The 14,053-nt window shown below is 69.8% G+C and carries 16 protein-coding genes and 4 tRNA genes; 13 read left to right on the top strand and 7 right to left on the bottom strand.

The window, feature by feature from the left end; translation table 11 throughout:
- Positions 1-27: 27 nt before the first annotated feature.
- From ACWIHY_RS17060 to ACWIHY_RS17050, 3 genes are all read right to left on the bottom strand, one after another.
- Positions 28-726, bottom strand: coding sequence for an alpha-ketoglutarate-dependent dioxygenase AlkB family protein (locus ACWIHY_RS17060; RefSeq protein WP_454376434.1), 699 nt, complete (start codon positions 724-726; stop codon positions 28-30).
- Positions 723-1,241, bottom strand: a complete 519-nt coding sequence (locus ACWIHY_RS17055) for a methylated-DNA--[protein]-cysteine S-methyltransferase (protein WP_454376433.1) — start codon at positions 1,239-1,241, stop codon at positions 723-725. The genes ACWIHY_RS17060 and ACWIHY_RS17055 overlap by 4 nt, the downstream gene beginning before the upstream one ends.
- Positions 1,242-1,433: 192 nt before the next feature.
- Positions 1,434-1,922: a YajQ family cyclic di-GMP-binding protein gene (locus tag ACWIHY_RS17050; RefSeq protein ID WP_454376432.1), complete on the bottom strand. Its 489-nt coding sequence runs from the start codon at positions 1,920-1,922 to the stop codon at positions 1,434-1,436.
- Between the two features lie 224 nt (positions 1,923-2,146).
- Between ACWIHY_RS17050 and ACWIHY_RS17045 the strand changes: the two genes are divergently transcribed.
- Positions 2,147-2,228 (top strand) — tRNA-Tyr (locus ACWIHY_RS17045).
- Positions 2,229-2,308: 80 nt separating this feature from the next.
- Here ACWIHY_RS17045 and ACWIHY_RS17040 read toward each other — a convergent pair.
- A complete protein-coding gene (locus tag ACWIHY_RS17040) occupies positions 2,309-2,965 on the bottom strand; it encodes an SDR family oxidoreductase (protein ID WP_454376431.1) in 657 nt (218 codons plus the stop codon).
- A gap of 68 nt (positions 2,966-3,033) precedes the next feature.
- On the bottom strand, positions 3,034-4,290 hold the full coding sequence (locus ACWIHY_RS17035; RefSeq protein ID WP_454376430.1) for an amidohydrolase family protein: 1,257 nt from the start codon (positions 4,288-4,290) through the stop codon (positions 3,034-3,036).
- Positions 4,291-4,501: 211 nt separating this feature from the next.
- Between ACWIHY_RS17035 and ACWIHY_RS17030 the strand changes: the two genes are divergently transcribed.
- The 8 genes from ACWIHY_RS17030 (at position 4,502) to ACWIHY_RS16995 (ending at position 9,183) form a co-directional block, all read left to right on the top strand.
- A tRNA-Thr gene (locus ACWIHY_RS17030) sits at positions 4,502-4,574 on the top strand.
- Between the two features lie 48 nt (positions 4,575-4,622).
- A tRNA-Met gene (locus ACWIHY_RS17025) sits at positions 4,623-4,695 on the top strand.
- 88 nt (positions 4,696-4,783) lie between these two features.
- Positions 4,784-4,948, top strand: a complete 165-nt coding sequence (gene rpmG, locus ACWIHY_RS17020) for a 50S ribosomal protein L33 (RefSeq protein WP_003956487.1) — start codon at positions 4,784-4,786, stop codon at positions 4,946-4,948.
- Between the two features lie 120 nt (positions 4,949-5,068).
- Entirely contained in the window at positions 5,069-5,521 is a 453-nt protein-coding gene (locus ACWIHY_RS17015) for an FAS1-like dehydratase domain-containing protein (protein WP_454376429.1), read from the top strand.
- Positions 5,521-5,949, top strand: coding sequence for a MaoC family dehydratase (locus ACWIHY_RS17010; RefSeq protein WP_454376428.1), 429 nt, complete (start codon positions 5,521-5,523; stop codon positions 5,947-5,949). The genes ACWIHY_RS17015 and ACWIHY_RS17010 overlap by 1 nt, the downstream gene beginning before the upstream one ends.
- A 96-nt stretch (positions 5,950-6,045) precedes the next feature.
- On the top strand, positions 6,046-6,606 hold the full coding sequence (locus tag ACWIHY_RS17005; RefSeq protein ID WP_454376427.1) for a TetR/AcrR family transcriptional regulator: 561 nt from the start codon (positions 6,046-6,048) through the stop codon (positions 6,604-6,606).
- 76 nt (positions 6,607-6,682) lie between these two features.
- On the top strand, positions 6,683-8,107 hold the full coding sequence (locus tag ACWIHY_RS17000) for an MFS transporter (protein ID WP_454376426.1): 1,425 nt from the start codon (positions 6,683-6,685) through the stop codon (positions 8,105-8,107).
- A gap of 20 nt (positions 8,108-8,127) precedes the next feature.
- Positions 8,128-9,183: a UDP-N-acetylmuramate dehydrogenase gene (locus ACWIHY_RS16995; protein WP_454376425.1), complete on the top strand. Its 1,056-nt coding sequence runs from the start codon at positions 8,128-8,130 to the stop codon at positions 9,181-9,183.
- A 231-nt stretch (positions 9,184-9,414) separates the two neighbouring features.
- On the opposite strand, the gene ACWIHY_RS16990 is transcribed toward ACWIHY_RS16995, so the two are convergent.
- Positions 9,415-10,434: an adenosine deaminase gene (locus ACWIHY_RS16990; RefSeq protein WP_454376424.1), complete on the bottom strand. Its 1,020-nt coding sequence runs from the start codon at positions 10,432-10,434 to the stop codon at positions 9,415-9,417.
- Between the two features lie 117 nt (positions 10,435-10,551).
- The gene (locus tag ACWIHY_RS16985) at positions 10,552-11,778 is read right to left on the bottom strand and encodes a pyridoxal phosphate-dependent aminotransferase (protein WP_454376423.1); all 1,227 of its coding nucleotides are present in this window, start codon (positions 11,776-11,778) and stop codon (positions 10,552-10,554) included.
- A gap of 205 nt (positions 11,779-11,983) precedes the next feature.
- Between ACWIHY_RS16985 and ACWIHY_RS16980 the strand changes: the two genes are divergently transcribed.
- The 4 genes from ACWIHY_RS16980 to rplK all read left to right on the top strand — a co-directional run bounded on the left by ACWIHY_RS16980 (position 11,984) and on the right by rplK (position 14,016).
- Positions 11,984-12,056: transfer RNA gene (locus ACWIHY_RS16980), tRNA-Trp, on the top strand.
- Positions 12,057-12,162: 106 nt separating this feature from the next.
- Entirely contained in the window at positions 12,163-12,450 is a 288-nt protein-coding gene (gene secE, locus ACWIHY_RS16975) for a preprotein translocase subunit SecE (protein ID WP_454376422.1), read from the top strand.
- A gap of 73 nt (positions 12,451-12,523) precedes the next feature.
- Complete coding sequence (gene nusG / locus ACWIHY_RS16970) at positions 12,524-13,420, top strand: transcription termination/antitermination protein NusG (protein WP_454376421.1); 897 nt, start codon at positions 12,524-12,526, stop codon at positions 13,418-13,420.
- A 161-nt stretch (positions 13,421-13,581) separates the two neighbouring features.
- A complete protein-coding gene (gene rplK / locus ACWIHY_RS16965) occupies positions 13,582-14,016 on the top strand; it encodes a 50S ribosomal protein L11 (protein WP_028812391.1) in 435 nt (144 codons plus the stop codon).
- The last annotated feature ends 37 nt before the right edge of the window (positions 14,017-14,053 follow it).

Here is a 14,053-nt window from a genome sequence, read left to right as displayed (position 1 = left end):
ACCCGGGACCTCACCCCACCCGCCGACCTACCCGAGGCCGGTCTCCCGCAAGGTGATGTTGAGCCGCCCCCCGGACATCCCGCAGGCCGGATCCCCCGTCCCCGGCATCACCTTCGGCACCCCGTGGTAGGCGAAACGTGAAGGCCCCCCGAACACGAAGAGGTCACCCGACACCAGCTCGACGTCCGTGTACGGCCGCCCCCGCCCCTCCGTGTTGCCGAACCGGAAGACGCACGAGTCACCGATGCTCAGCGACACCACTGGCGCCCCGGACCGCTCGTCCTTGTCCTGGTGCATACCCATCTTCGCGTCGCCGTCGTAGAAGTTGACCAGCGCGGTATCGGGCGCGAACTCCCGCGCAGCCGAAGCGGCCGAAGAGGCCCCAGATCCCCGAGCGGCCCAAGAGGCCGAATCCCCGTACGCGGCCACCAGCGCCCGACGCCCCAGCTCCGCCAGCCACCGCGGAAACGTCGCGACCGGCGCGCCGTTCACGTCGTCCGCCGTACGCGTGTACCGGTACGGCTGCCAGTGCCACCCCACGCACACCGTCCGCACCGACATGACCCCGCCGTTCGGCAGCCGCGTATGCCGGATCGGGACCGGACCGCGCGCCCACTCCCGGCACGCCCCGACCAGCTCCCGCTGCTCGTCCACCGACAACCAGCCCGGCACATGCACCGCCCCCGGCGCGACCTGCGACCGCTCGCGGGGGAACAGCCCGGTCACGGCCGCGCCCCGGCTCCCTCGAGCTCCAGCAGCCGCCGCTTGCGCTCGAGGCCGCCCGCGTACCCGGTGAGCGAACCGTCCGCCCCGATCACCCGGTGACACGGCCGCACGACGAGCAGGGGATTGCGCCCGATCGCCGTCCCCAGCGCCCGCACGCCGGCGCGCGATACGCCGATCCGCTCGGCGAGCTTCCCGTACGACGTCGTCGTGCCGTACGGAATGGTCTCCAGGGCGTCCCACACCCGCCGCTGGAATTCCGTACCGGCGCCCGAGGCGTACTCCACGTCGAAGCGCGTCAGCTCCCCGCCGAAGTACGCCCGTACCTGCCGCGCGATCTCCTCGAAGGCCCCGGGAGCATGCCGCCACGCCCCCGGTACGTCCCCGACGGCGATGCCGCCCTTCTGCCCCGGCACGGACAGCGAGGCAAGCGCCGTACCGCCGCAGGCGGTCGCGGACTCCTCACCGGCCAGCAGCAGCTCGCCGAGTGGGCTGTCCATCGTCGCGTAGAGCGTCATGGCTGGTTCCTTCCTCGCAGTAACGGAATACGTCGCATCAGGCCCAGTGAGGTCCAGTGCGTCCCGTCACCACGAGTCTGCGACGCCGCGCCCGCCCGGGCTGGCGGGATTCGGACATCGCGACGGGGGTGGAGCCGACCGCGCCGCCTCCACCCCCGTCCCGATGCGAACCATCCGCTCGGCGCCGAGCGGTCAGCGGTAGTTCACGAACTGCAGCGCGAACTCGAAGTCCTTGCCCTTCAGCAGCGCCTGCACGGCCTGGAGGTCGTCACGGCTCTTCGAGCTGACCCGCAGCTCGTCGCCCTGGACCTGGGCCTTGACACCCTTGGGGCCCTCGTCGCGGATGATCTTCGCCACCTTCTTGGCGTTGTCCTGGGAGATGCCCTCCTCGATGGACGCGAAGATCTTGTACTCCTTGCCGGACAGCTGCGGCTCGCCGGCGTCCAGCACCTTGAGCGAAATCCCGCGCTTGACCAGCTTGGTCTCGAACACGTCGAGGATCGCCTTGACGCGCTCCTCGGAGTTCGCCTGCATCAGGATCTTCTCGCCGGACCAATCGATCGAGGCGCCGACGTTCTTGAAGTCGTAGCGCTGCGAGATCTCCTTCGCGGCCTGGTTGAGGGCGTTGTCGACCTCCTGCCGCTCGACCTTCGAGACGATGTCGAAACTGGAGTCGGCCATGTCCTGTGGCTCCTTGTGTTCGGGGGACGGGCGTACGCGTATCGGGTGCCGCACGGGGCGGGCGAGCGGCCGGGCGTCCCGGGCCGCTGCCGTAAAGCCTAGCCACCCGCACCCGCCCCGAGGGCTGATCAATCCGGTGGCGGAGCACCCCTGGGTATCGGGTATCGTTTACGTCGTTGCCACGGAACAGCCGCCCAGGCGGTCGTACCAGGGCGACATCCCATGGCGGTGTGCCCGAGTGGCCAATGGGAGCGGACTGTAAATCCGCCGGCTTAGCCTTCCCAGGTTCGAATCCTGGCGCCGCCACAGGTGGGGAAACCCCCTCCGGACTGCAGAAATGCGGACCGGAGGGGGTTTTCTCGTTCCCGCGGAGGTACAGCTGCGGCTCAGTTGCCGGCGACGTCCTTCACCGCGACCGTGACCGGCACCGAGCCGCTGATCAGCTCCAGCGTCAGACCGGCCGTAGACGGTGTCTCCAGCAGCTCGGCCAGGACGGCGGCCACGTCGTCACGCGGCACGGGACCGCGCCCTGTCGAGACCCCGAGGGACACGAGCCCCGTGCCGGCGTCGTTCGTCAGGCTGCCCGGCCGCAGCACCGTCCAGTCCAGACCGGCCCGGGAGCGTACGTCCTCGTCGGCCGCGCCCTTGGCACGCAGGTACACGTCGAACACCTCGTCGCCCGGCCGGTCGGCGTCCGCGCCCATCGACGACACGATGAGGTAGCGGCGTACGCCCGCCCGCTCCGCCGCGTCCGCGAACAGCACGGCCGCGCCCCGGTCCACCGTGTTCTTGCGCTCCGTACCGCTGCCCGGCCCCGCGCCCGCCGCGAAGACGACGCCGTCGGCGCCCTCCAGTACCCCGGCGACCTGCTCGACGGAGGCCGATTCCAGGTCCAGTACGACCGGTTCGGCGCCGACCGCGCGCAGATCCTCGCTCTGCTTCGCGTCGCGGACGATGCCCGCGACTTCGTACCCGCGCGCGGCGAGCAACCGCTCCAGCCGCAGCGCGATCTGACCGTGTCCACCTGCGATGACAATGCGCATGTTTCCGACCGTACGCGCCCCGGCGCGCGCGTGCGCAAAGGCGGGCCGCATCAGGCCACCGCCCCGGCTCAGCCCCGCCCCTGGCGCGGCAGGTCGAGCGCGACGGCGGCCGCCGAGTCGCAGTACTCGCGGACCGCGCTGGTACGGGCGACGACCCGCCCGCGGTGGATGACGACGCGGCTGTACGCCAGGGAGAGCACCCCCGCGATCCGGTCCCCGCGTACGGCGACCAGCTCGGCCGGAAAGCCCGCCTCCACCCGCACCTCCGGCAGCCCCATCGCCTCCCGCGCCGCCGAACTCACCGCCCCGTACGCGTCGGTGGCCCGCATCCCGCCCTGTGAGGCCAGCAGGTAGGCCGCCTCCAGCGGATCCCCGCGCCCCACCGGATTGGCCACGTCCCGCAGCGCCCCGCTGCCCGCCGCGACCCGCACACCCGCCGCTCGCAGCAGCCGTACGGGAGCCGGCCCGCCACCCCGCCGCTCCACCCCGGAGCAGTCGCCCTGCGGCAGGCACACCACGGTCACCCCGGCGGCGGCCAACTGCCCGGCGGCGCGCGTCGCGGCGTCCAGGGGGAGCCGGGACAGCCCGGCGCACGGCCCGATGGTGACCCCGGGCCGCAGTCCGCCGACCATGGCCGCGAGCCGCGCCAGCCGGGCCGGATCGTCACCCTCCGTATGGAGGTCCACGGGGCAGCCGTGCTCGGCGGCGATCTCCAGGACCGCCTCCGTGTACCCGGCCGGGTCGGGATCGAGGTCCGGGCAGCCGCCCACCACACCGGCGCCCATCTTGACGGCGTCCCGCAGCATCGCCAGGCCGTCGGCGCCCGCCAGCCCGGTGAGCAGCCGGGGGACGGCCACGGCGGTCAGATCGGCCAGCCCGCGGAGCGAACGCCGCGCCTGAAGCACCGCCTCCATGGACCGGATCCCCTGCACGTCCCCGATCCGTACGTGCGAACGCACCGCGGTCGCCCCGTGCCCCAGCTGCAGCAGCACGGCCTCGGTGGTGCGGCGCTGGACATCTTCCGTGCTGTACGAGACGGGGCCGGCGTCGGCGGTGAGAGCGGTGTCACTGTGGGCATGCGGTTCGGCGGGGGCGGGGAGCAGGAGATGGCCGCCGAGATCCACCCGCGCGCCCACCGCGGGCAGGCTGCCGGCGGTCCCGACGGCCTCGATGCGGCCGCCGCTGAGCCGTACGTCCACCGTGCGTCCGTCGGTGAGACGGGCCGCGCACAGCAGCAGCGTGCTGCCGTCGTTGCTGGGCAAGCCGTCGCTGTTCCCAGGGTTGCCGCCGGACGAACGGGGCGGCTGCGGCTGGCTGTCGGACATCGGGCTCCTGGTCGGGCTCTGGCGTGCAAGATCAAGATCACGCAGCGTGAGTCGAGCCTAGGGGCCCGCAAACCAGGCATCGAGGAGGAGCGAAATAGTCGTACCGGTGTGGGCACGAGTGGCGTACGGGACCGCTGCGATGGGCACGCGCGGGGGCGCGAGAAACGGATTTGGGCGATCGGCGGGCGACCGTGTAATGTCTTCATCGCTCGCCCCAATAGCTCAGTCGGTAGAGCGTCTCCATGGTAAGGAGAAGGTCTACGGTTCGATTCCGTATTGGGGCTCTGGTGATCGGAGATCCCCGCCTTCGGGCGGGGTGATCCGGACATCAAAGCGGTGTAGCTCAGTCGGTAGAGCAAGCGGCTCATAATCGCTGTGTCACCGGTTCAAGTCCGGTCACCGCTACACACGGTAGCCGATTGTGGGGTCGGTCCTTCGATCGGCTACTCTTTTATGCGTTCATCCGTCAACCGTCCGTCCAAGGAGCACTCACGTGGCTGCCACCGACGTCCGCCCGAAGATCACGCTGGCCTGCGTGGAGTGCAAGGAGCGGAACTACATCACCAAGAAGAACCGGCGTAACAACCCGGACCGTCTTGAGATGAAGAAGCACTGCCCGCGCTGCAACTCGCACACTGCGCACCGCGAAACCCGCTAAACACAGGCTCGTATGCGAGGCCGTCCCCACTTCGGGGGCGGCCTCGTGTCGTTTGTTCAGTGATTTGATCAGGCGTCAGCCACCAGTCATCAGGTATCAGGTATCAGGAGGTACGAGTCCATGGCGCTCGACCAGTCCTTCGTGGGGCGGGCCTATCCGCCCACCGCACCGTACGAGGTCGGCCGGGAAAAGATCCGGGAGTTCGCCGAGGCAGTGGGCGACACCAATCCCGCGTACACCGATCCGGAAGCCGCCAAGGCACTCGGTCACTCCGACGTGATCGCACCGCCGACCTTTGTCTTCTCCATCACCTTCCAGGCGGCGGGGCAGGTCGTCGAGGACCCGCAGCTCGGTCTTGACTACAGCCGGGTCGTGCACGGCGATCAGAAGTTCGCGTACAAGCGCCCGGTGCGTGCGGGGGACCGACTGACGGTCACCTCGACCATAGAGGCGGTCAGGTCGATGGCCGGCAACGACATCCTGGACATCCGCGGGGACGTCCACGACGAGTCCGGCGAGCACGTGGTGACGGCGTGGACGAAGCTCGTCGCGCGCGCGGCCGAGGAGGCGTGATGGCGGCGAAGATCTCTTACGCGGACGTCGAGGTCGGCACCGAGCTGCCGGCCCAGTCCTTCACCGTGACGCGCGCCACGCTCGTGCGGTACGCGGGCGCCTCCGGCGACTTCAACCCCATCCACTGGAACGAGAAGTTCGCCACCGAGGTCGGGCTGCCGAACGTGATCGCGCACGGCATGTTCACCATGGCCGAGGCGATCCGGGTGGTCACCGACTGGGTGGACGACCCGGCCGCCGTCGTCGAGTACGGCGTGCGTTTCACGAAGCCGGTCATAGTCCCGAACGACGACAAGGGTGCGCTGATCGAGGTCAGCGCCAAGGTCGCCGCCCTGCTGGAGGGCAATCGGGTCCGGGTTGACCTGACGGCCATGAGCGCCGGGCAGAAGGTGCTGGGCATGTCCCGCGCCGTGGTCCAGCTCGGCTGACGCAGCGAACGAGTAAGGGGCACCCCCAATGGCGGGGTGCCCCTTACTCGTGCTCGCCTGTTGACGCCATTAGTGATTGGCCACTAACTTTCTCGCATGGTCAGGATGAGCGCAGACGAGCGACGCGAGAGCGTCATCCGCGCGGCGATCACCGAGTTCGCGCGAGGCGGCTACCACGGCACCTCCACCGAGTCGATCGCCAAACGCGTCGGGGTCTCGCAGCCGTACCTCTTCAGGTTGTTCAAGAACAAGCAGGAACTGTTCCTGGCCGCCGCGACCCGGAGTCTCGCCGAGACCCGGCAGGCGATGGCGGACGCCGCGAGCGAGGTGCCGGCCGAGGATGCGCACATGGCCATGGCCAACGCGTACAAGGAGCTGCTCGCCCGCGATCCGGAGCGACTCCTCATGCAGATGCAGGTGTTCGTCGCAGTGGCATCCGCCGAGGCGTCGGGGGACCGTGCGTTCGGCGAGGCCGTCCGGATGGAGTGGGAACGGCTCTGGGACTCCTCCCGCCTCATTCTGGGCGGCGACACCAAGGAGACCACGTTCTTCCTGTCCTTCGGGATGCTGATCAATGTGCTGGCGTCGCTGGGCTTCCCCTCCGGCCACCGCGTGTGGTCCGGCTTCGACATGAGCGCGACTCCGTTTCTGGAGTAGGGCTCCGCGGTCGCGAGGAAGCGCCTTTCTCTGAGCAAGAAAGTTAGTCATCAATAACTAACCTCACGGGGGAAGTATGGAACACACCACACCGGGCCGCTCCGGCGCCGTCTGGGCCCTGATCATCACCAGCGTCGCCGGCTTCATGGCGGCACTCGACAACCTCGTCGTGACGACGGCCCTGCCGTCCATCCGCGAAGACCTCGGCGGCGCGCTCGAAGACCTGGAGTGGACGGTGAGCGCGTACACGCTCACCTTCGCCGTCCTGCTCATGCTGGGGGCGGCCCTCGGCGACCGGTTCGGCCGCCGCCGGCTCTTCATCACCGGCCTGACGGTCTTCACCGGGGCGTCGGCGGCGGCAGCGCTCGCCCCCGGCATCGACGCCCTCGTCGCCGCCCGAGCCGTCCAGGGTGTCGGCGCGGCGATCATGATGCCGCTGACCCTCACCCTGCTCACCGCGGCCGTCCCCGCCGCACGCCGCGGCACGGCCCTGGGCATCTTCGGCGCCGTCACCGGCCTCGCCGTGGCCAGCGGCCCGCTCATCGGCGGCAGCCTCACCGAGCACATCTCCTGGCAGTGGATCTTCTGGCTGAACGTGCCGATCGGCCTCGCGCTGCTGCCGCTGGCCCGGCTGCGCCTGAAGGAGTCGTACGCACCGCACGCCCGGCTCGACATCCCCGGCACGCTCCTGGTCAGTGGCGGCCTCTTCGGGATCGTGTACGCCCTGGTCAACGGGCAGTCGGACGGCTGGACCAGTACGCCGATCCTCACCGGCCTGATCCTCGGCGGCGCACTCATCGGCGGCTTCGTCCACCACGGCTTCCGCAACAGCAACCCCATGCTCCCCATGCGGCTCTTCCGGAACCGGGCCTTCTTCGGGATAAATATCGCGAGCCTGCTGATGTTCCTGGGCATGTTCGGCTCGATCTTCCTGCTCAGCCAGTTCCTGCAGAGCGTCCTCGGCCACTCGCCCACCGAGGCCGGTCTGCGGATGCTCCCCTGGACCGGCATGCCGCTGATCGTGGCGCCCCTCGCCGGATATCTCTCCGACCGCATCGGCGGCCGCCCCGTGGTCGCGGCAGGCCTCGCCCTCCAGGCCCTCGGGCTCGGGATCTACGCCGCCGTCCTCGGTCCCGACGTCTCGTACGCCGCCCAGCTCCCCGCGCTGATCCTCAGCGGAATCGGCATGGGGCTGTACTTCGCCCCCGCCGCCAGCCTGGTGATGTCCAGCGTCCGTCCCGCCGAGCAGGGAGTCGCCTCCGGCGCCAACAACGCCCTGCGGGAGGTCGGCGGAGCCCTCGGCATCGCGGTCCTGGGCGCGGTCTTCGCGGCCAAGGGCGGCTACGAGTCCGCCGACACCTTCAGCGACGGCACAGTCCCCGCCCTGTGGATCGGCGCGGGTGTCGTGGCCCTCGGGGCGGCGGTGGCGCTGCTGATCCCGTCGCGACGCGCAACGGGCGCCCCGGCGCCGCGGCAGGAGCGGGAACTGGTGGTCCACTGACGGCCCCGTACGCTTGTCCCGTGCTGGAACTCCACGACGCCCCCCTCGCCCCCCTGACCACCTTCCGGCTCGGCGGCCCCGCGACCCGTCTCGTGACGGCCACCACCGACGACGAGGTGATCGCCGCCGTCCGCGAGGCCGACGCGGCCGGCACCCCGCTGCTCGTCATCGGCGGCGGAAGCAACCTGGTCATCGGCGACAAGGGCTTCGACGGCACCGCCCTGCGCATCGCGACCACCGGCTTCCGCCTCGACGGTACGTCGCTGGAACTGGCCGCCGGCGAGGTCTGGACCGATGCCGTCGCCCGCACGGTCGAAGCCGGCCTCGCGGGCATCGAGTGCCTCGCGGGGATCCCCGGGTCGGCCGGCGCGACCCCGATCCAGAACGTCGGGGCGTACGGCCAGGAAGTGTCCAGCGTCATCACCGAGGTGGTCGCCTACGACCGCCGCGAGGGCACGACACTCACCATCCCCGCCGCCGACTGTGACTTCTCGTACCGCCACAGCCGCTTCAAGGAGCACCCGGACCGCTTCGTCGTCCTGCGCGTCCGCTTCGCGCTGGAGGACGCGGGTGGCATGTCGGCGCCGATCAAGTACCCCGAGACCGCGCGGACCCTCGGCGTCGAAGCCGGCGACCGGGTGCCCGCCGCCGTGGCCCGCGAGACCGTGCTCAAGCTCCGCGCGGGCAAGGGCATGGTCCTGGACCCGGAGGACCACGACACGTGGTCGGCGGGCTCCTTCTTCACCAACCCGATCCTCAGCGACGAGGAGTACGCGGCCTTCCTGATCCGCGCCCGGGCGCGACTCGGCGCCGATGTGGGGCCGCCGGCGTTCCCGGCGGGCGACGGCAGGACCAAGACCTCCGCGGCCTGGCTGATCGACAAGGCCGGCTTCACCAAGGGCTACGGGACGGGCCCGGCCCGCATCTCCACCAAGCACACGCTGGCCCTCACCAACCGCGGCGAGGCGACCACCGAGGACCTGCTGGCGCTGGCACGCGAGGTGGTGGCCGGCGTCCGCGAGGCGTTCGGCGTGACCCTGGTGAACGAACCGGTGACAGTGGGCGTCACCCTCTAGCCGAGCGAGGGCTACCCGCCAGGGACGACCCCGCCACGCGCTCCGAGATGTCAGGAGGTGCCGTGGCGGGGTGCTCCCCGCATGGGGCGAACGAACATGGCGTGGGCGTCGCGAACCGACCTCTCGCCCGTCCGGCACCCGAGGAGACGCCCCGGCGCGGCACCGACCCCGGGGCCGCCGCACACCGCCCCAAGGCCCCGGCACACCGCCCCAGAGCCACCCCCCGACCGATCACCCACCCAGCCAGTGGTCGATCCCGGCCAGCAGCTTCGCCTGCACATCCGCGGGCGCGGCCGACCCCCGCACCGACTGCCGCGCCAGCTCGGCCAGCTCGGCGTCGGTGAACCCGTGATGCCGCCGCACCAGCTCGTACTGCGCCGCCAGCCGCGACCCGAACAGCAGCGGGTCGTCCGCGCCGAGCGCCATCGGCACCCCGGCGTCGTACAACGTCCGCAGCGGCACGTCCTCGGGCTTCTCGTACACACCCAGCGCCACATTCGAGGACGGACACACCTCGCACGTGACGCCCCTTTCGGCCAGCTTCCGCAGCAGCCGGGGGTCCTCCGCCGCCCGTACGCCGTGCCCGATCCGCGACGCGCGCAGATCGTCCAGGCAGTCGCGTACGGACGCGGGCCCGGTCAGCTCGCCGCCGTGCGGCGCCGCGAGCAGCCCGCCCTCCCGCGCGATGGCGAAGGCGCGGTCGAAGTCCCTGGCCATGCCCCTGCGCTCGTCGTTGGAGAGCCCGAAGCCGACGATCCCCCGGTCCGCGTACCGCACGGCGAGCCGGGCAAGCGTCCGCGCGTCCAGCGGGTGCTTCATCCGGTTCGCCGCGACCAGCACCCGCATCCCGAGCCCGGTCTCCCGCGACGCACTGTCCACCGCGTCCAGGATGATCTCCAGCGCCGGAATCAGGCCACCGAGCATCGGCGCGTACGACGTCGGGTCGACCTGGATCTCCAGCCACCCCGAGCCGTCCCGCACGTCCTCCTCGGCCGCCTCGCGCACCAGCCGCTGAATGTCCTCGGGCTCGCGCAGACACGACCGGGCGGCGTCGTACAGCCGCTGGAACCGGAACCAGCCGCGCTCGTCCGTCGCCCGCAGCTTCGGCGGCTCCCCGCTGGTCAGCGCCTCGGGCAGGTGCACGCCGTACTTGTCGGCCAGCTCGAGAAGCGTGCCGGGCCGCATCGAACCGGTGAAATGCAGATGCAGATGGGCCTTCGGCAGCAGTCGGACATCGCGCACACTCAACATCCCAAGATCCTGCCGCACATACGAGCCGTCCGGAAGCGTCTTTGCTCGAACGAGTAAGTGCCCGAACGCAGAAACGGGCCCCCGGCAGCAGCCGGGGGCCCGTTGAACGCCTGGGTACTAGTCGCGGGCCTCGGCCAGCAGCTTCTGGATGCGAGACACACCCTCCACCAGGTCCTCGTCGCCCAGCGCGTACGAGAGCCGCAGGTAGCCCGGCGTGCCGAAGGCCTCGCCCGGGACGACCGCCACCTCGACCTCGTCCAGGATCAGCGCGGCCAGCTCGACCGAGGACTCCGGGCGCTTGCCCCGGATCTCCTTGCCCAGCAGCCCCTTGACCGAGGGGTACGCGTAGAACGCGCCCTCCGGCTCCGGGCAGAGCACGCCGTCGATCTCGTTGAGCATCCGCACCATCGTCTGCCGACGGCGGTCGAAGGCGGAACGCATCTCGGCGACCGCGTCGAGGTTGCCGGAGACAGCCGCGAGCGCCGCGATCTGAGCGACGTTCGACACGTTGGAGGTGGCGTGCGACTGGAGGTTGGTCGCCGCCTTGATGACGTCCTTGGGGCCGATGATCCATCCGACCCGCCAGCCGGTCATCGCGTACGTCTTGGCCACACCGTTGACGACGATGCACTTGTCGCGCAGCTCCGGCAGGACCGCCGGGAGGGAGACCGCGGAGGCGTCGCCGTAGACCAGGTGCTCGTAGATCTCGTCCGTCAGCACCCACAGACCGTGCTCGGCGGCCCAGCGGCCGATCGCCTCGGTCTCGGCCTCGGTGTACACCGCGCCGGTCGGGTTGGACGGGGAGACGAAGAGGACGACCTTGGTCTTCTCCGTACGGGCCGCCTCCAGCTGCTCGACGGAGACCCGGTAGCCGGTCGTCTCGTCGGCCACCACGTCGACCGGCACACCGCCGGCGAGACGGATCGACTCGGGGTACGTCGTCCAGTACGGAGCCGGGACGATGACCTCGTCGCCCGGGTCCAGGATCGTGGCGAACGCCTCGTAGATGGCCTGCTTGCCGCCGTTGGTGACCAGCACCTGCGAGGCGTCCACCTCGTAACCGGAGTCACGCAGCGTCTTCGTGGCGATCGCGGCCTTCAGCTCGGGGAGCCCGCCGGCCGGCGTGTAGCGGTGGTACTTCGGGTTCTGGCAGGCCTCGATCGCGGCCTCGACGATGTAGCCGGGCGTAGGGAAGTCGGGCTCGCCCGCGCCGAAGCCGATGACCGGACGGCCGGAGGCCTTCAGGGCCTTGGCCTTGGCGTCGACGGCAAGGGTCGCGGACTCGGAGATAGCGCCGATTCGGGCTGAGACCCGGCGCTCGGTGGGAGGAGTTGCAGCGCTCATACGGCCCATCGTCCCAGACCGCAATCCCGCTCAGCACACACATACCGAGGGTCGGACACCCGGCTGACGGGAAGCGCCCGCGCGGTATCTGTTCGACGCCGGGCCTGTGACCACGTACACTCACTCGTCGTTGGCCCCTCAGCAGCCACCCGACCGTGCGCACTCCGTGCACTCGGTCGGATGCGGTAGGTTGGGGGAACCACAAAGGGTCGTAGCTCAATTGGTAGAGCACTGGTCTCCAAAACCAGCGGTTGGGGGTTCAAGTCCCTCCGGCCCTGCTACACACATCTTCGCCAGGATGTGTGCGCATGTACGTACTTCTATGCACTGCCGTGCGGCTCCACCGGGCGCGGCACGGCCACGACCCGGAATCAGGTGAGTAGCGTGACGGACGCCGTGGGCTCCATCGACATGCCTGATGCCCAGGACGAGACGCCGGACTCCAGCAAGAAGTCCCGCAAGGGCGGTAAGCGCGGCAAGAAGGGTCCCCTGGGCCGTCTCGCGCTCTTCTACCGCCAGATCGTCGCAGAGCTGCGCAAGGTCGTCTGGCCCACGCGCAGCCAGCTGACGACGTACACCTCCGTGGTGATTGTCTTCGTCGTCATCATGATCGGCATTGTGACCGTGATCGACATGGGCTTCGCCCGAGCCGTCAAGTACGTCTTCGGCTGATCCCGCGTAGGGCGCCCCACCCGGCGCCCCTTTCGCCGTTCCACCCATTTGTATCCAGGAAGAAGCAGCCACCGTGTCTGACCCGAACCTGAACGACGCCGTTGAGCCGAGCGAAAGCCCGGAGTCCGTTGAGGACCAGCTCGACATCGTCGAGGCGGCCGACGAGGACCAGGCGGAAGCTGCTGACGTCGCTGCGAGCGAGCCGGCGGAAGAGACCGCCGTGCACGTCGAGTCCGACGAGGACGTTGCCGAGGTAGCCGCCGAGGCCGACGAAGCCGCCGATGTCGAGGACGCCGCCGAAGCCGAGTCCGACGAGTCCGCCGAGGACTCCGAGGAAGAGCCCGCCGCGCCGGCCGACCCGATCGCCGCGCTCCGCGAGGAGCTCCGCACCCTGCCGGGCGAGTGGTACGTCATCCACACGTACGCCGGGTACGAGAAGCGTGTGAAGGCGAACCTGGAGCAGCGCGCCGTTTCGCTGAACGTCGAGGAGTTCATCTACCAGGCGGAAGTCCCCGAGGAAGAGATCGTCCAGATCAAGAACGGCGAGCGTAAGAACGTCCGCCAGAACAAGCTTCCCGGTTACGTCCTGGTCCGCATGGACCTCACCAACGAGTCCTGGGGCGTTGTCCGCAACACCCCCGGCGTCACCGGCTTCGTGGGCAACGCCTACGACCCGTACCCGCTGACGCTGGACGAGATCGTCAAGATGCTCGCCCCGGAGGCCGAGGAGAAGGCCGCCCGTGAGGCCGCCGAGGCCGAGGGCAAGCCGGCGCCCAGCCGCAAGATGGAGGTCCAGGTGCTGGACTTCGAGGTGGGCGACTCCGTTACCGTCACCGACGGCCCCTTCGCGACCCTCCAGGCGACGATCAACGAGATCAACGCCGACTCGAAGAAGGTCAAGGGCCTCGTCGAGATCTTCGGTCGCGAGACCCCGGTCGAGCTCAGCTTCGACCAGATCCAGAAGAACTAATCTTCTCTGGACCCATGCTTCCGACCAGGTCAGACCGGCTCTCGCAGCCGGTCTGACCTGCTCGGTTTTTAGCCGCACCGCTATACCCGTTATCGTTGTGCGGTATGCCTCCGTCCGGTGATCGGATGGCAGGAAACTCTCACTAGGACCCGGAGAGAGCAATGCCTCCCAAGAAGAAGAAGGTCACGGGGCTCATCAAGCTCCAGATCAACGCCGGCGCGGCCAACCCGGCTCCGCCGGTCGGCCCCGCGCTGGGCCAGCACGGCGTCAACATCATGGAGTTCTGCAAGGCCTACAACGCCGCGACCGAGTCGCAGCGTGGCATGGTCGTGCCGGTGGAGATCACGGTCTACGAGGACCGCTCCTTCACCTTCGTGACGAAGACCCCGCCGGCCGCGAAGCTGATCCTCAAGGCCGCTGGTGTGGACAAGGGATCGGGCGAGCCCCACAAGACCAAGGTCGCGAAGCTCACCGCCGCTCAGGTGCGTGAGATCTCGACGGTCAAGCTCCCCGACCTGAACGCCAACGACCTCGAGGCCGCGGACAAGATCATCGCCGGTACCGCCCGTTCCATGGGCATCACCGTCGAGGGCTGAAAGTCCCCGTAGCACCTCAGTGGTAGGGCCAAGCGCT

This window comes from Streptomyces sp. NPDC055287 (genome assembly GCF_053646035.1).
The sequence above is the reverse complement of the archived record's forward strand: the minus strand, read 5'-3'. Positions and strand labels throughout refer to the sequence as shown.